Source organism: Burkholderia sp. 22PA0106 (genome assembly GCF_047497155.1).
GTDB lineage: Bacteria > Pseudomonadota > Gammaproteobacteria > Burkholderiales > Burkholderiaceae > Burkholderia.
The window spans coordinates 3,490,975-3,508,011 of record NZ_CP163163.1; the positions used below are offsets into that span (position 1 = coordinate 3,490,975).

The 17,037-nt window shown below is 66.6% G+C and carries 14 protein-coding genes; 8 read left to right on the forward strand and 6 right to left on the reverse strand.

Annotated features, from left to right (window positions below):
- Positions 1 to 30: 30 nt before the first annotated feature.
- Positions 31 to 1,683: a 2-isopropylmalate synthase gene (leuA, locus tag AB4850_RS30510; protein WP_414443129.1), complete on the forward strand. Its 1,653-nt coding sequence runs from the start codon at positions 31 to 33 to the stop codon at positions 1,681 to 1,683.
- Positions 1,684 to 1,871: 188 nt separating this feature from the next.
- On the opposite strand, the gene AB4850_RS30515 is transcribed toward leuA, so the two are convergent.
- Both AB4850_RS30515 and AB4850_RS30520 read right to left on the reverse strand, forming a co-directional pair.
- Positions 1,872 to 2,258, reverse strand: coding sequence for a nuclear transport factor 2 family protein (locus AB4850_RS30515; protein WP_414443130.1), 387 nt, complete (start codon positions 2,256 to 2,258; stop codon positions 1,872 to 1,874).
- 39 nt (positions 2,259 to 2,297) lie between these two features.
- Positions 2,298 to 2,870: an acyloxyacyl hydrolase gene (locus tag AB4850_RS30520; protein ID WP_414443131.1), complete on the reverse strand. Its 573-nt coding sequence runs from the start codon at positions 2,868 to 2,870 to the stop codon at positions 2,298 to 2,300.
- A 365-nt stretch (positions 2,871 to 3,235) separates the two neighbouring features.
- Here AB4850_RS30520 and rpoH point away from each other — a divergent pair, with 365 nt between their 5' ends.
- The 5 genes from rpoH to cydX all read left to right on the forward strand — a co-directional run bounded on the left by rpoH (position 3,236) and on the right by cydX (position 7,688).
- Complete coding sequence (gene rpoH / locus AB4850_RS30525) at positions 3,236 to 4,171, forward strand: RNA polymerase sigma factor RpoH (RefSeq protein WP_414443132.1); 936 nt, start codon at positions 3,236 to 3,238, stop codon at positions 4,169 to 4,171.
- A gap of 361 nt (positions 4,172 to 4,532) precedes the next feature.
- Entirely contained in the window at positions 4,533 to 4,802 is a 270-nt protein-coding gene (gene cydP / locus AB4850_RS30530; protein ID WP_414443133.1) for a cytochrome oxidase putative small subunit CydP, read from the forward strand.
- Positions 4,792 to 6,366 (forward strand): cytochrome ubiquinol oxidase subunit I, encoded by a 1,575-nt coding sequence (locus AB4850_RS30535; protein ID WP_414443134.1) that lies wholly within the window; start codon positions 4,792 to 4,794, stop codon positions 6,364 to 6,366. Before cydP ends, AB4850_RS30535 begins: the two co-directional genes overlap by 11 nt.
- 37 nt (positions 6,367 to 6,403) lie before the next feature.
- Complete coding sequence (cydB, locus tag AB4850_RS30540) at positions 6,404 to 7,540, forward strand: cytochrome d ubiquinol oxidase subunit II (protein WP_414443135.1); 1,137 nt, start codon at positions 6,404 to 6,406, stop codon at positions 7,538 to 7,540.
- Between the two features lie 28 nt (positions 7,541 to 7,568).
- The gene (gene cydX, locus AB4850_RS30545; RefSeq protein ID WP_414443136.1) at positions 7,569 to 7,688 is read left to right on the forward strand and encodes a cytochrome bd-I oxidase subunit CydX; all 120 of its coding nucleotides are present in this window, start codon (positions 7,569 to 7,571) and stop codon (positions 7,686 to 7,688) included.
- A gap of 111 nt (positions 7,689 to 7,799) precedes the next feature.
- Here cydX and nagE read toward each other — a convergent pair whose 3' ends face one another.
- The 4 genes from nagE to nagA form a co-directional block, all read right to left on the reverse strand.
- Complete coding sequence (gene nagE / locus AB4850_RS30550; RefSeq protein ID WP_414443137.1) at positions 7,800 to 9,605, reverse strand: N-acetylglucosamine-specific PTS transporter subunit IIBC; 1,806 nt, start codon at positions 9,603 to 9,605, stop codon at positions 7,800 to 7,802.
- Between the two features lie 84 nt (positions 9,606 to 9,689).
- A complete protein-coding gene (ptsP, locus tag AB4850_RS30555; RefSeq protein WP_414443138.1) occupies positions 9,690 to 12,275 on the reverse strand; it encodes a phosphoenolpyruvate--protein phosphotransferase in 2,586 nt (861 codons plus the stop codon).
- A 15-nt stretch (positions 12,276 to 12,290) separates the two neighbouring features.
- Positions 12,291 to 13,298 carry an SIS domain-containing protein gene (locus AB4850_RS30560; RefSeq protein WP_414445662.1) on the reverse strand — a complete coding sequence of 336 codons (1,008 nt, stop codon included), beginning with the start codon at positions 13,296 to 13,298 and terminating at the stop codon, positions 12,291 to 12,293.
- Complete coding sequence (gene nagA, locus AB4850_RS30565; protein ID WP_414445663.1) at positions 13,291 to 14,394, reverse strand: N-acetylglucosamine-6-phosphate deacetylase; 1,104 nt, start codon at positions 14,392 to 14,394, stop codon at positions 13,291 to 13,293. The genes AB4850_RS30560 and nagA overlap by 8 nt, the downstream gene beginning before the upstream one ends.
- A 527-nt stretch (positions 14,395 to 14,921) precedes the next feature.
- Between nagA and AB4850_RS30570 the strand changes: the two genes are divergently transcribed.
- The gene (locus tag AB4850_RS30570) at positions 14,922 to 15,710 is read left to right on the forward strand and encodes an IclR family transcriptional regulator (protein WP_414443139.1); all 789 of its coding nucleotides are present in this window, start codon (positions 14,922 to 14,924) and stop codon (positions 15,708 to 15,710) included.
- Positions 15,711 to 15,771: 61 nt separating this feature from the next.
- Positions 15,772 to 17,019 carry an MFS transporter gene (locus AB4850_RS30575; RefSeq protein ID WP_414443140.1) on the forward strand — a complete coding sequence of 416 codons (1,248 nt, stop codon included), beginning with the start codon at positions 15,772 to 15,774 and terminating at the stop codon, positions 17,017 to 17,019.
- Positions 17,020 to 17,037 lie beyond the last annotated feature (18 nt).

The window sequence follows — 17,037 nt, forward strand, 5'->3', positions numbered from 1 at the left end:
CGCTCGCGACTGAATCGCCTTGAGGCCAAGATGAAGCGCAATCCCGCAGACAAATACCGCCCGTTCGAACCCGTCCGCCTGAACGGCCGCAAGTGGCCGAGCCGCACGATCGAACGTGCGCCGATCTGGATGAGCACCGATCTGCGCGACGGCAACCAATCGCTGATCGAGCCGATGAGCATCGAACAGAAGCTCGAATTCTTCGAGATGCTGGTGGCGATCGGGTTCAAGGAGATCGAAGTGGGGTTCCCGTCGGCCTCGCAGACGGATTACGACTTCGTGCGCAAGCTCATCGACGAGAAGCGGATTCCGGACGACGTGACGATCGAGGTGCTGGTGCAGTCTCGCGAGGATCTGATCGTTCGCACGTTCGAGGCGCTCGACGGCGTGCAGCGCGCGATCGTCCATCTCTACAACGCCACCTCCCCGTCGTTCCGCAAGATCGTGTTCGGCTTGTCGAAGGACGACGTCAAGGCGCTCGCCGTGAACGGCACGCGCATGATCAAGGAACAGGCGCAGGCCCGCCCCGGCACGCACTGGACCTACCAGTATTCCCCCGAAACCTTCAGCATGACCGAGCTGACCTTCGTGCGCGAAGTGTGCGACGCCGTCGCGCAAACCTGGCGGCCGACGCGCGATCACAAGATGATCGTGAACCTCCCGGCCACCGTCGAGGCCGCCACGCCGAACGTGTTCGCCGACCAGATCGAATGGATGGACCGCAACCTCGGCTACCGCGACAGCATCGTGTTGTCGGTGCATCCCCACAACGACCGCGGCACGGCCGTTGCCGCCGCCGAATTGGCCTTGCTGGCCGGCGCGGATCGCATCGAGGGCTGCCTGTTCGGCAACGGCGAGCGCACCGGCAATGTCGACCTCGTCACGCTCGCGCTGAACCTCTACACGCAAGGCATCGACCCGGGCCTCGACTTCTCCGATATCGACGCGGTGCGCCGCGTGGTCGAGCGCTGCAACCAGTTGCCGGTGCATCCGCGCCATCCGTATGCCGGCGACCTCGTGTTCACTGCCTTCTCGGGCTCGCACCAGGACGCGATCCGCAAGGGCTTCGCGCAGCAGCAACCCGACGCAATCTGGGAAGTGCCGTACTTGCCGATCGACCCGGCCGATCTCGGCCGCAGCTACGACGCCGTGATCCGCGTCAACAGCCAGTCCGGCAAGGGCGGCGCCACCTACCTGCTCGAACGCGGCATGGGCTTCACGCCGCCGCGCCGCGTGCAGATCGAATTCAGCCACGCCGTGCAGACGGTGGCCGACCAGTCCGGCGAGGAAGTGACCGGCGACGCGATCTGCGCGCTGTTCCATCGCGAATATTTCGAAACCACCGGGCCGGCCGCGCGCGTCGGCGGCACGATGAGCTGGGAGCGGCACGAGATTGCGGCCGGCGGCCCGATCGCGAGCGACGCGACGGCCGAAGCGGTGGTGGCCCATGCCGCGGCCGCCTTCGCCGGCGCGGCGGGCGCCGCGATCGAAGTGGCTTCGGTCGAGACGGTACGCGCTGCCGACGGGCGCACGGCCGTGTTCGTCGGCATCAGGATGGGCGATGCCGCCATGCGCTACGGCGTAGGCGCGCACGAGGAGCCGGTGGTCGCGGCGATCGACGCGGTGGCCAGCGCGATCAACCGCTCCGACTGGCACTGCTCGGATCACCGCGCCGCGGCCTGATTTCACGGGCCGACTCGCGCCCCGAATACGGCAGGCCGACCGGCCGCACACGGTCGGCACGCAATGCGCAACCGACATGCAGGCCGGGCGATCCCCGGCAGGCAGGAATGGAAAGGCGGCCCGACAGGCCGCCTCGATGAAACCGCAGGGATGCGACGAGCATCCGCGTCACCCGCGAACGGCGGGATCTAGGTTTCGGTTGCGCAGCGCGTTGCGTGCCAGGCGAGCAAGCGCCATTGGCCGCTTTCCCGGGCCTGCAGCGAGGTGTAGGCGATCGGAAACACGATCCCGCCGTTGTTCGCCTCGAGCTCCACGATCACCCGCCCGGTCACGACGAACGCGTCGCCGCCCACCGGCATCACCTCCTGCGACTGCACCTCGATCTGGCGATAGCGGCGGCGTCCGGCCAGGATCGCGTCGATGAACTGCTGTTTCGACTCGCGCTTGCCGTTGGTGTGCACGTAATAGACGTTGTCCGACAGCAGGACGTCGAGCGCCTCGCCGTCGCCGTCGACCATCGCTCGAAACCGGTCGCGCTCGAGCGTCCGGATCGCCTCCATCTGCTGCTCCACCATCGCCGCACTCCCCGGCCTCGCGCCCGTGGCGCATGCCACTCAGAAGTTGTACTGCAAGTAGATTTGGCTGAAATTTATACCAGGATTCGGTTCTTTGATACTGGCGTTTGATTCGTGCTGGAAACGGAAGCCTGCCAGGTATTGCTGACGGGAGCCGAACTGCGCACCGACGCCCACCATGTCGGCGAACTGGAACGCCGACGACATCGTGTAATCGGTGGCAATCGTCGGATGAGTCAGCAGCCGCACGCCCACACCACCCTCGATGAACGGCCGCACGTAGCCAGTGCGTTTGATGAAGCGGACCACCGGCGTGAAGCCGAATTCGCCGATGTTGCCGTGCACGGTGTGATCGCCGCCGTAATGCCAGTAGGACACATGGCCTTCGGCCACGAAGGTGAAGTGCCAATCGCCGACCTGCCACCACGACCAGCCCGGGTCCCACACCACGCCAAGATCGACCTTCTTCATGTCGTGATCGGCGATGCCGCCTCCCAGTTGGACACCCCAGCGGTCGGCCATGGCCGAGGTCGAACCACCCGCCAGTACGACTGCCAGCGCCACGCTTGGCAGCCATCGTCCCGTTCCGGGACTGTTCTTCTTGTTCTGCATTCGCCACTCCAGATTCCGGGGTTGAATGGAGCATCGGCAACGCATCACGCCGCCGACTCAAAAAACGAAGTGCATCTTAGGGTAAAGGGGATTTCTTATCGGCATCGTCCTTCGAAATAATTTTCTTCAAAAATAACAAGAATCAAAATTACATCCCAAAAGTTCCATGAATCATCGCCAATTTGAATCAGCAGCAACCCTGACAGGAACGGTGTACTATCAATATGGATTTTTTGATAGACATCCCGGAACTCGAATGGCCCTGTCGCCTCTAAGTGTTTAGCACTCACTTGGCGAGAGTGCTAAGATGAGCTTGGTGGAATCGCCTAGTAACGGGGAATGTCCCTGATTCCAAAGGAGTTTAAGTGAGCAACGCTCTGACCCTTCCGAATATTTTTGGCTCGGCGCCTGCGAAAGCCTCATCGGCAGGTTCGCTGGCGCTCGCGTCCCAATCGATGCTGCCGGGCCAACTCGGCAATATCGACGCCTATATCCAGGCGGCCAACCGGATTCCGATGCTGACGCTCGAAGAAGAGCGTCAATACGCCACGGAATTCCGTGACCAGAACAACCTCGATTCGGCTCGCCGGCTGGTGCTGTCGCACCTGCGGCTGGTCGTGTCGATCGCGCGCAACTATCTGGGCTACGGGCTGCCGCACGGCGACCTGATCCAGGAAGGCAACATCGGCCTGATGAAGGCCGTGAAGCGCTTCGATCCGACTCAGAACGTCCGCCTCGTTTCGTACGCGATCCACTGGATCAAGGCCGAGATCCACGAGTACATCCTGCGCAACTGGCGCATGGTGAAGGTCGCCACGACCAAGGCGCAACGCAAGCTGTTCTTCAACCTGCGCAGCCACAAGAAGGGCTTGCAGGCGATGACGCCCGAGGAAATCGAAGGCCTCGCGCAAGAGCTGAACGTCAAGCGCGAAGAAGTGGCCGAGATGGAAACGCGTCTGTCGGGCGGCGACATCGCGCTCGAAGGGCAGGTGGACGACGGCGAGGAATCGTTCGCCCCGATCGCCTATCTGGCCGATTCGCATAACGAACCGACGGCCGTGATCGCCGCGCGCCAGCGCGACCGTCTGCAGACGGATGGCATCTCGGAAGCGCTCGAATCGCTCGACGCGCGCAGCCGCCGCATCATCGAGGCGCGCTGGCTCCATGTTGACGACGACGGTTCGGGCGGCTCGACGCTGCACGATCTCGCCGCCGAGTTCGGCGTGTCGGCCGAACGCATCCGCCAGATCGAAGCCAGCGCAATGAAGAAAATGCGCGCCGCACTCGCCGAATACGCGTAACGCCCAAGGCACGCTGCCCGGCCTCGTTTGATCGAGCCCGCTGTCGCAAGACAGCGGGTTTTTTGTTTTGGGCTGCACGACAGCGCCGCCATCCCCGCTCCGTTTTTCCTGACGCTCGTCGGGTGCCATCCTATAACTAGAAATATTTGGCATTCCATAGGATTGTTTCGAATCAGATTCGCGATTCAGAGCAAGCCTTGCGGCACATCAAATACAAATCGCCATTTCGCGACCGTCCGCCGCAGATTAAATCGCAATTATCGCAGCGCACAATTTTAAAATTTTAATGTCCTTCCGCGTGCGCCAAACGGCGTGACGAACGATACCCAACCGGCCTATCCAGGGCGCTGCTCAACCGATCATGTCGCTGCTTCTCACTCCCAAGCCCACACCGCGCGATGCCCCGCGCACGCTGCGCACACGCCTCGTCGCCTGGGCCAAGGGGCCGACGCTCGTGCGCGACCTGTCGGCCGTGCTGGCCATCAAGCTGGTTCTTCTGATGGCGCTCAAGTACGCCTTCTTCAATCACCCGCAGGCGGATCACATGCAATTGCCGCCGGCCGTCGTCGCCGCACGCCTGCTCGGGCCAACCACCCCTGATTCCCCCAAGGGAGACCACCATGATCAGTAGCGAAGTCGTCGATCTGTCACGACTGCAGTTCGGCATCACAGCGCTCTACCATTTCCTGTTCGTTCCACTCACGCTCGGCATGTCCTGGCTGCTCGTGATCATGGAAACCGTCTACGTCATGACGGGCAAGCAGGTCTACAAGGACATGACGCAGTTCTGGGGCAAGCTGTTCGGCATCAATTTCGCGATGGGCGTGACCACCGGCATCACGCTCGAATTCCAGTTCGGCACGAACTGGTCGTACTACTCGCACTACGTCGGCGACATCTTCGGCGTGCCGCTCGCGGTCGAAGGGATGATGGCCTTCTTCCTCGAATCCACGTTCGTCGGACTGTTCTTCTTCGGCTGGAACAAGCTGTCGAAGGTCAAGCACCTGATGGTCACGTTCCTCGTGGCGGTCGGCTCGAACCTGTCGGCGCTGTGGATCCTCGTCGCGAACGGCTGGATGAACAACCCGGTCGGCGCGCAGTTCAACTACCAGACCATGCGCATGGAGCTGTCGAGCCTGGCCGACGTGCTGTTCAATCCGGTCGCGCAGGTCAAGTTCGTGCATACGGTGTCGGCCGGTTACGTCACGGCGTCGATGTTCGTGCTGGGCGTGTCCGCGTGGTATCTGCTGCGCCGCCGCGACACGGCCTTCGCGTTGCGCTCGTTCGCGGTGGCCGCCGGCTTCGGGCTGGCTTCCACGCTGTGCGTGATCGTGCTCGGCGACGAATCGGGCTATACCACCGGCGAAGTGCAGCAGGTCAAGCTGGCCGCGATCGAATCGGAATGGGAGACGACCCAGGCACCGGCCGCACTCACGTTGTTCGGGATTCCGAACCAACAGACGCAGCGCACCGATTACGCGATCCGCATTCCCTATGTGCTCGGGCTGATGGCCACCCGCTCGATCGATCAACCGGTAGTGGGCCTCAATGATCTGATCAAGCGCAGCGAGGATCACATCCGCAGCGGCATGATCGCCTACGCTGCCCTGCAGAAGCTGAAGGCCGGCGACACCAGCGAGGCCACGCGCGCCAGCTTCGACGCGCACAAAACCTACCTCGGCTACGGGCTGATGCTCAAGCAGTTCACGAGCAACGTCACAGATGCCACGCCGCAGCAGATCGCCGAGGCGGCGAAGAAAACCATCCCGCCCGTCGCGCCGGTGTTCTTCTCGTTCCGGCTGATGGTGCTGCTCGGCGTGATGATGCTCGTCACCTTCGTGCTGGCGTTCTGGTTCTGCGCGCGGCGCGAACTGCTGAAGCCGCAGCGCCGCTGGTTCCTGCGCTGGGCCGTCTGGGCGATTCCGCTGCCGTGGCTGGCCGCGGAGTTCGGCTGGGTGGTGGCCGAAGTCGGGCGCCAGCCGTGGACCATCGCCGGCATCCTGCCGACGCATCTGTCCTCATCGAGCCTGACGCCCACCGACCTCTACCTGAGCATCGCCGGTTTCGTCCTGTTCTACACGGCGTTGTTCGTGATCGAGATCACGTTGATGTTCAAGTACGCGCGCCTCGGCCCGTCGTCGCTGCACACCGGCCGTTACCACCACGAGCAACGGCACACGGCCCCGGCCGCCTGATGCGCGCCCTCTCACCGAAACCGAACAAGGAATCGTCATGGATTACGCAACCCTGAAGGTGATCTGGTGGGTGCTGATCGGCACGCTGCTGATCGGCTTCGCCCTCACCGACGGCTTCGACATGGGCGCCACCGCGTTGCTGCCGTTCCTCGGCAAGACCGACGACGAGCGCCGCATCGTCATCAACACCGTCGGCGCGACCTGGGAAGGCAATCAGACGTGGCTGATCACGGCCGGCGGTGCGATGTTCGCGGCCTGGCCGATGGTGTATGCCGCGTCGTTCTCGGGCTTCTACTTCGCGATGCTGCTGGTGCTGTTCGCGCTGTTCTTCCGGCCGGTCGGCTTCGATTACCGCAGCAAGCGCAGCGATCCGCGCTGGCGCGCGGGCTGGGACTGGGGCCTGTTCATCGGCGGCTTCGTGCCGGCGCTGGTGTTCGGCGTGGCGTTCGGCAACCTCCTGCAAGGCGTGCCGTTCTCGTTCGACAGCGACCTGCGCGTGACCTACACGGGCAGCTTCTGGGCGCTGCTGAACCCGTTCGCGCTGTTGTGCGGGCTGGTATCGCTGACGATGCTGGTCGCGCACGGCGCAGCGTTCATCCGCATGAAAACCGACGGCATCATCGCGCGCCGTGCAGCACGGGCGCTGCGCATCGCGGCCATCGTCGCGATCGTGTTGTTCGCGCTGGCCGGCGCGCTGATCTGCACGTCGATCGGCGGCTATCAGATCACACAGGCAGCGCCGTTCGATACCGTGGCCAACCCGCTGCTCAAGCAGGTCGCGGCCGGCCACGGCCTCTGGCTCACCAACTATCACACCTACCCGTGGATGACGATCGCGCCGGCCATCGCGTTCCTCGGCGGCGTGCTGGCCGCCCTGCTCGCCTGCTCGCGCTTCGAGAAAACGGCGTTCATGTCCACCAGCCTGCTGATCATCGGCGTGATCCTGACGGCCGGCTTCTCGATGTTCCCGTTCATCATGCCGTCGTCGCTCGATCCGCGCAGCAGCCTGACCGTCTGGGATTCGACCTCGAGCCACCTGACGCTCGGCGTGATGCTGGGGGCCGTGATCGTGTTCCTGCCGCTGATCCTGCTTTACACGAGCTGGGTCTATCGCGTGCTGCGCGGCAAGATCACGACGCAGGTGATCAAGGACAACAACCATTCGATGTACTGACCGAAACGCTCTCTACCGGAGATACGACATGTGGTATTTCACCTGGATCCTCGGCATCGGCGTCGCGCTGTCGTTCGGCGTGATCAATGCGATGTGGCTCGAATCGCACGAAGCCCACGAGGCGCATGAGAAGGGCGGCGATCGCTGATCGCGGTGCCTCTCACTCGCCGACCGCGCATCGCTTGAACGATGTGCGGCCGTGAAAACGCAGAAGGCGCCCGAGGGCGCCTTCTGTCATGACACGCTGCTAAAAAAGCGCTCAGGCCGGCTGTACCGCAGGGCCGCCGGTGCCTTGCGACGGCAGACGCGTCGACAGTTGCTGCGCGTAGCGCGAGGCGGCCGTACCACAGACGATGTGGAACGTATCGGTGGACACCCAGGCCACGTCGACGCTCGACAAACGTTCGCGATCGACGGCCGACGGGTCGCGCACCACCACGCGCAGCCGCGTCGCGGCCACCGTTTCGAGCGACAGCACGTTGGTCGCGCCGCCGAACACGGCCAGCCAGCGCATCGGATCGGGGTCGAGCGGGCCGGGCTCGCTGGCCGGCGCCGCTGCGGCGGGCGCCGCCACCACGGCCGGCGTCGGCGCAACGGCCGCGGCCGCGCCGCCGCCTGTTGCATTGGCGATCGCGGTGCGGATCTCGTCGGCGATCAGGTCCGCTTCCGGCCCGATGATCACCTGCACGCTGCTGCCGCCACGCTTGAGCACGCCGCGCGCGCCGATCGACTTCAGGCCGGCTTCCGACACCTGCTCGGGATCGACCACCGACAGACGCAGGCGCGTCGTGCAGGCATCGACGACCGACAAATTGGATGCCCCGCCAAGCGCCGCGATATAGCGCACCGCACGCGGCGCCGAGCTCGGCGCAAGCGCCGCGCCAGCCGGTGCGACTCCCGTTGCCCCGCCTGCCGCAGCCGGCACGCCCACCACCGGCACATCGGCCGTGGCCGGCTCGCGGCCCGGCGTCGCCATGTTGAACTTGCGGATGAAGAAGCGGAACAGCCCGTAGTACGCCACCGCATAGGCCACGCCGAGCGGAATCGCAATCCAGCCCTTCGTCGACAGCCCGTAGTTCAGCACGTAGTCGATCGCACCGGCCGAGAACGTGAAGCCGAGCTTCACGCCGAGCAACTGGCAGATCGCGAGCGACAGGCCCGTCAGCAGCGCGTGGATCACGTACAGCACCGGCGCGAGGAACATGAAGCTGAATTCGATCGGCTCGGTCACGCCCGTCAGGAACGAGGTCAGCGCCATCGAGAACAGCAGGCCACCCACCATCGCGCGACGCTCCTTCGGCGCTTCATGGAACATCGCCAGGCAGGCAGCCGGCAGGCCGAACATCATGATCGGGAAGAAGCCCGCCATGAAGCCGCCTGCGGTCGGGTCGCCGGCGAAAAAGCGGTGCAGGTCGCCCGTCACCGCCGCGCCGCCGCCCGGCGGCGTGAAGCTGCCGAACACGAACCAGGCCAGCGAGTTGATGATGTGGTGCAGGCCCGTGACCAGCAGCAGCCGGTTCAGGAAGCCGTAGACGAACGCGCCGATCGCGCCGGCCGTGGTCAGCCAGTGGCCGGCGGCGTCGATCACGTTCTGGATCGGCCCCCAGATATAGCCGAACACGATCCCGAGCACCACGCAGGCCAGCCCCGTGACAATCGGCACGAAGCGCTTGCCCCCGAAGAACGCGAGGTAATCGGGCAGCTTGATGTCCTTGTAGCGGTTGTAGAGCAGCCCCGCCACCACGCCGGCGATGATGCCCGACAGCACGCCCATGTTCAGCTTCGGGTCGATGTCCTTCATGATCGCGGTTTCGATCAGGTAACCGATCGCGCCCGCGAGCGCCGCCACGCCGTTGTTGTCCCGCGCAAAGCCCACCGCCACGCCGATCGCGAACAACAGCGGCAGGTTGTCGAACACCGTGCCGCCGGCGTCGGCGATCATCTTGATGTTGAGCACGTCCGACTGCCCGAGCCGCAGCAGGATGCCCGCTACGGGCAGCACCGCGATCGGCAGCATCAGCGCCCGGCCCAGGCTCTGTATTTTCAGAAACGGGTTCCCGTCCATTCAGACCTCCAAATCATCTCGTCTTTCGTTGTTGATGTATGTATTGCGAAGGGAACTACGGCGCGAATCGGGCTTCGGCAAGCGTCAATCCTGAGGCCAGATTTCGCGACTGGCCGCCCGCACCGCCTGCGCGGAGTTGAGCGACAACAGATCCTGGGCGCGCTGGCGGCACAGCGCGTAGTCGAGGCCGCGCACGCGCGCCTTGATGCCCGGCACCGAGACCGGATCGACCGACAGCTCGGTCACGCCGAGGCCGACGAGGATCGGCACCGCGGCCGGGTCACCGCCGAGCGCGCCGCACACGCCCACCCACTTGCCATGCTTCTCGGCACCGCGCACCGTCGCATCGACGAGCCGCAGCACGGCCGGATGCAAGCCGTCGGCGAGCGCGGCCAGATCGGCCTGGCAGCGGTCCATCGCCAGCGTGTACTGGGTCAGATCGTTGGTGCCGATCGACAGGAAATCCGCGTGCTGCGCGAGCTGGTCGGCCAGCAGCGCGGCCGACGGCACCTCGATCATCACGCCCACCTCGATCGGATCGGTGCGGCCCATGGCGCGCGCGAAGCCGTCGATACGCTCGCGAATCCGCACCAGCTCGACGGCGTCGGTCACCATCGGCAGCAGGATGCGCACCGCGCCGAGCGGCTGCACGGCAAGCAGGCCGCGCAACTGGTCGTCGAGCAGATCGGGGCGCACCTGGGCGAGCCGGATGCCGCGCAGGCCCAGCGCCGGGTTCGGCTCGGGCGGCAGCGTCAGGTAATCGACGTCCTTGTCCGCGCCGACGTCGAGCGTGCGGATGATCGCCGTGCGGCCCTGCAGCGCGTCGACGATCGACTGGTAGCTGTCGCGATGCTCGTCGGTGGTCGGAGCCGTCTGGCGGTGGATGAACATCAGCTCGGTGCGCAGCAGGCCGATCGCGTCGGCGCCGTTCTCGACGGCCGTTTTCGCGTCGTCGAGCGTGGCGATGTTGGCGGCCACCTCGATATGACGCGCATCGGTCGTGCTCGCGGCCTCGCCCGACTGGCGGCGGTTCACCTCGCGCACGCCGGCCAGGCGCTGGCGTTCGAGACGGGCGCGCTCGACGTCGAGCGCGGTGGGCGCATATTCGAGGCGGCCGGCGGTGGCGTCGACCACCACTTGGGTGCGATCGGGAATCGCGAACAGCGCATCGCCCACGGCGACCAGCGCGGGAATGCCGAGCTGGCGCGCGATGATCGCCGCGTGCGAGGTCGCGCCGCCGCGCGCCATCACGAGCGCGGTCACGCGCTGGCGATCGAGCGAGGACAGATCGGATGGCGTGAATTCCTCGGCGGCCAGCACGGCCTCGTCGGGCAATTCGCGCGCGGCGGTGCCGGCGGTCAGGCCGAGCGCGCGCAGCACGCGCTTCTCGATGTCGCGCAGGTCGGTGGCGCGTTCGGCCAGCAACGGATCGTCGAGGCCGCCGAGCACGGCGATCTGCGCACGGATCGTTTCGCGCCAGGCGAAGCCCGCGCTCTTGCCGAGGCTGATCTGGTCGCGGGCGGCGTCGATCAGCGCCGGGTCCTCCAGCAGCACGCGATGCACCGCGAAGATGCCCGCCTCGCCCACCGCGCCGCGCTGCGAGGCGCTGCGCACGGTGTGTTCGAGTTCGGCGTCGATGGCCGCGAGCGCGCTGTCGAGCAGGCGGCTTTCGGCGGCCGGCGTGCCGCTCGCCCGCTCGGGCGGCGTCAGGTCGGCTTCGTCCCAGCGCACCAGTTGGCCGACGGCGATACCGGGCCCGGCGCACACGCCGGCCAGCGTATTCGGATCGAGCGGCGTGCCGGGCGCGCGCGCGGCCATCTTCGGCGCCGGAAAGGCCTGACGCGCCGGGCGCGCCTCGACCTCGCCGTGCGCGGCGCGCAGCAGTTCCTCGGCGATCGCGTCGACAGCCTGCGCCGCCTGCGAGCCGATGCCCACCAGTTCGATCACGGCGCCCTCGCCCGCGCCGAGCGCGAGCAGGCCGACCACGCTTTCGATCGCGGCCCGGCGCTCGCCGAAATGCACATGCACGCGCGCATCGAGCCCGCGCGCCGCTTCACGCGCCCGCGCCGCCGGCCGTGCATGCAGGCCGCCCGCATGCGCGAGCGTGATCTGACGGCGTGCTTCCATCGCATCGGCCACGTCGCGCGCGGCCGCCGCCACTTCGGTCGACTTCGCGCGCAAGGTCAGCAGCGGCGTCTCGCCGGCCTTGACCACGCCGCGGCCCGCGCGCTCGACGATCTCGAACGCCTCGGCGTTCGCCACGGCGATCACCGAGACGAGGCTCGGCGCGGCCTGCGCCACGAAATCCTGATCGAACTCGACCAGCAAGTCGCCGGCCCGCACGCGCGCGCCCGCCTCGACCTTCGGCGTGAAGCCGCGCCCGCTCAGCTCGACCGTGTCGATGCCGATGTGCAGCAGCACTTCCGCGCCCTCGACGGTGGTGATGGTGACAGCGTGCCCCGTGCGCGCGAGATGCGTGACGATGCCCTCGCACGGCGCGACGAGCCGGCCGTCGAGCGGATCGATGCCGATCCCGTCGCCGAACATGCCGCCCGAGAACACCGGGTCCGGCACATCGGCAAGCGGCACGACCGGCCCGGTCAGCGGCGACAACAACACGAACTGGTCAGGGGATAGCTTTTTCAACTGGGATTCCTCGGCACGTCTCATCGTTCGTCTCGCGGTTCAATGCGTTTCGGTAACTTTGTTCAGATGGCGCGGCGCATCGGGGTCGCGCCCGCGCGCCACGGCAAGCTGCGCGGCCATCACGTAGAAGGACAGAATCGCGGCCACCGGATCGAGCGCCACGTGGGCCGCGCGTTCGAGCGGCAGCGTCGCATCGGGCGTGCCGTGCGGCGCGGCGAGCAGCACGCGGGCGCCGCGGGCGCGCATGTCGGCGGCCAGCGTCAGCAGGCCGGCCTGCTCGGGGCCGGGCGGGGCGAACACCAGCAGCGGATAGTCGCGGTCGATCAGCTCCATCGGGCCATGACGCACCTCGGCGCTCGAGAACGCCTCGGCCTGGATGCCCGAGGTTTCCTTGAGCTTGAGCGCGGCTTCCTGCGCGATCGCGAGGCCCAGGCCGCGGCCGATCACGATCATGCGTTCGGCGTCGCGCAACTCGTCCACCGCGGCGCTCCAGTCGAGCGCGCCGGCCTTGGCCAACGTGTCGGGCAACGCGCGCAGGCCCGTCATCAGCGCCGCGTCGCGCTGCCAGAGCGCGACGATCTGCGCCGACAGCGACAGCATCGCGATATAGCTCTTGGTGGCGGCCACCGACAATTCAGGGCCGGCGGCCACCGGCAGCGCGTGTTCGCACGCATCGGCCAGCGGCGACGGCAGCACGTTGACGGCGGCCACCGTGCGGGCGCCGGCGTCGCGCAGCGCGGCCATCGTATTGACGAGATCGGGGCTCTTGCCCGATTGGGAAAACGCGATCGCGAGCTGGTCGCGCACGCGCAGCGGCGCCTGCTGGAGCGTGGCCACCGACATCGGCAGCGATGCGACCGGCACGCCGAGGCGGCTCATGGTCAGGCTCGCGAAATAGCTGGCCGCGTGATCGGAGCTGCCGCGCGCGACGGTCAGCGCGACTTGCGGCGGCGTATCGAGCAGGCGCCCGACCAGCGCCTCGACGGCGGACTGGTCGGCCAGTTGGGTGGCCACCACCTCGGACGCCTGGCGCGCCTCTTCAAGCATATTCGACAATCGATTCTCCTTCGACGTAGGTTGCGCTCAGGTTCAGGTCGCGGTCGAACACCGCGACGTCGGCCCATGCACCGCGTGCGAGACGGCCGCGATCTTCGAGACCGAGGTAGTCCGCCGCGTAGCGCGACATGCGGTTCGACACGTCGGCCATCGGCAGCCCGAGCGAGACGAGATTGCGGAACGCCTGGTCCATCGTCAGCGTGCTGCCGGCCAGCGTTCCGTCGGCCAGGCGCACGCCGCCCAGGCATTTGGTGACGTGCTGGCTGCCGAGGCGGTATTCGCCGTCGGGCATGCCGGTGGCCGAGGTGCTGTCGGTGACGACGTACAGGCGCGGGATCGCGCGCAGCGCCGCGCGGATCGCGCCCGGGTGGACGTGCAGCAGGTCGGGGATGATCTCCGCGTATTCGGCATGGGCGAGCGCCGCGCCGACCAGGCCCGGGTTGCGGTGATGCAGCGGCGACATCGCGTTGAACAGGTGCGTGAAGCCGCAGGCGCCGTGCTTGAGCGCGGCCACGCCGTCCTCGTAGGTGGCGAGCGAATGGCCAAGCTGCACGCGCACGCCGCGCGCGGCCATCTCCGAGATGATCTCGATGTGGCCGGCAATTTCCGGCGCGAGCGTGACCACGCGGATCGGCGCGATCGACAGATAGCGCAGCACTTCGTCGAGCGCCGCCGAGACGGCCGCGTCGGGCTGCGCGCCGAGCTTGCCGGGGTTGATGTACGGGCCTTCGAGGTGCACGCCGAGCACGCGGGCCGCGCCCGGCGTGCGGTTGCGGGCGCGCTCGCCCAGTTGCGCGACGACGTTCATCAGTTCGTCGCGCGGGGCGGTCATGGTGGTGGCCAGCAGGCTGGTGGTGCCGAAGCGCGCGTGGGTCCGGCCGATCTTCTCGATCGCGTCGCCGCCTTCCATCACGTCGGCGCCGCCGCCGCCGTGCACGTGCAGGTCGATGAAGCCCGGCACGATATAGGGCGCATCGTTGGTGGTCGGATCGACAGGCCGGCCCGTCAGCGACGTGATCCGGCCGTTGCCGAATTCGATCGTGCCTTGGCGCCAGCCCTCGGGTGTCAGGATATTTCCGGTCAGCATCGCGTTCACTTGATTTCCGGTATGGCGGTTGCGAGAGGAAGCCGGCCGGCGGATCAGACGGACTTGGCATCTGACCTCGATCGCGGCGGCGGTGCTTGACGGGACCGTGCGGCGCGGCAGGCCGCTATCCCGTTTAAAGCGAGCCGATTATATAACCAAACTAATACCAGTCAATTTAGTGGGCTCCGCGCCCTGGATTCGCCGAAAAACCTTGCCACGAGCGTGTTTTAGTCGACTCATGGCGTTGTTTACTTAAGATTTTTTGGATCGGGATTTACCCCAATCCGTTCTCTGACGCTTTACGTACCGATTGGCAAACGAACGCCTTTCAAGGCCAACTAATACCAATATAGAACCAGTTTCCGATCTGGTATCGAACCTACGCAAGGCACACCGCATGGCCCCGGGGCGCGATCACGCATCGGGGCCGTCTTTCCACTGACCATTGCACATCCCGGGGCGTTTCGATAATCTGTTCTATCTGCTAAGTGATTGTTCTATCAGATAGAATTTCTGGAAACCCGATTATGGTCAGGGCGCGTGAAGCCACCCAATCTCCGCTCGGCGTCACGCCGAGCGGCATCGACGTGCTGGATCGCGCCGCCTCGATCCTGTTCGCGTTCCGGCGCGACGAAGCGCCCCTGACATTGACCGAGATCGCCGCCCGCACCGGGCTCTACAAGAGCACCGCGCTGCGGCTGCTCGGCGCGCTTTGCCATCACCGGCTGCTGATGCGCCTCGACGACGGGCGCTACCGGGTCGGCCCCGCCACGCTGGGCCTCGCGGCGATCTACGAATCCACGCTCGACCTGGCCGACGTGCTGATGCCGCTGATGCGGCGGCTCAACGAGGAAACCGGCGAATCGGTGTCGTTCCACGTGCGTGACGGCGAGCAGCGCGTCTGCCTGTATCGCATCAGCTCGCGGCACGTGCTGCGCGCCGAGGTCCAGCCCGGCGACATCCTGCCGCTCGAACGCGGCGCGAGCGGGCGCGTGCTGCTGGCGTTCGCGGGCGCGGCCGGCGAGCCGTACGACACGGTGCGCCAGTCCTTCCACTACAAGTCGGCCGGCGAGCGCGACCCCGAAACGGCCGGCATCTCGGTGCCGGTGTTCGGCGCGGCGCACGGCCTGACCGGCGCGCTCGGGCTGGTCGGCCCGATCAGCCGCCTGAACGACGCGGCCATGACGCGCTACCTGCCACTGCTGCTCGGCTATGCGGCGCAGGCCACGAACCGGCTCGGCGGCGACGACGGCCCATTGCTGGCCGCCGCGCAACGCCACGCCGGCACGCAGGACACCCCCGACACGCCGACCTGACGACGGCCGCCGCGCGGCCCGCAATGCCCGCCCCCATACGGATGACGAGGAAACCGACACGATGCCTTCATGGTTAAGAGAACTAAGCAAATCGGAGAAGCGCACCTTCTGGGCCTGTTTCAGCGGCTGGGGGCTCGACGCGATGGATACCCAGATGTACGCGCTGACGATCCCGACGCTGATCGCCCTATGGGGCATGACGCGCGGGCAGGCCGGCATTCTCGGCACCACGGTGCTGATCATGGCGTCGCTCGGCGGCTGGATCGCCGGCGTGCTGTCCGACCGCTACGGGCGCGTGCGCATTCTGCAGATCACCATCGCCTGGTTTTCGCTGTTCACGTTCCTGTCGGCCTTCACCGATTCGTTCTGGCAACTGCTGATCACGCGCAGCCTGCAGGGCATCGGCTTCGGCGGCGAATGGGCGGTGGGCGCGGTGCTGATCAGCGAGACGATCAACCCGAAGCTGCGCGGGCGCGTGGTCGGCGCGCTGCAGGCCGGCTGGGCGATCGGCTATGGCATCGCGGTGCTGCTGACCACGCTGCTGTTCAACACGCTGGCGCCGAACCTGGCGTGGCGCTTGCTGTTCGCGCTCGGCGTGGTGCCGGCGGTGCTGGTGCTGTGGATTCGCCGCAATATCGAGGACGCGCCGGTGTTCGTGCGCGAACAGGGCGGCGCGGCCGGCACCGCGCCGGCCGCGAAGGTCGGCATCTGGGATATCTTCCGCGGGCCGAGCCGCGCCACCACGATCAAGGCGATCCTGCTGACGTTCGGCATCTACGGCGGCAACTACGTGATGATCACCTGGCTGCCGGCCTATCTGAAGATCGTGCTGAACCTGTCGATCAACAACATCGGCGGCTATCTGGCGATCAACATCCTCGGCTCGTTCGCGGGGGCGTTCCTGAACGGCTGGATGGCCGACGCGTTCGGCCGCCGCAAGACCTTCATGATCATCGCGTGCCTGCAGGCGGTGGCGGTCGGCGTCTACACGATGGCGCCGATCAATCTCGCCGCCACGCTGGTGCTCGGCTTCGTGCTCGGCACGCTGCAATCGGGCACCGCCGCCGGCACCGGCGCGTTCCTTGCGGAGCTGTTCCCGACGCGCATTCGCGGCGCGGCGCAGGGGCTGTGCGGCAACGCCGGGCGCGCGATCGGCGCAGTGATGCCGACGCTGGTCGGCGTGGTCAGCCTGCGCACGGGGCTCGGGGCCGCGATGGGCGTGTGCGCCGGCTGCGCCTACCTGATCGTGGTGCTGGCCGCCTGGGTGCTGCCCGAGACGCGCGGGCGCGATCTGGCCACCGTCGAATGATCGGGATTGCAAACTAAA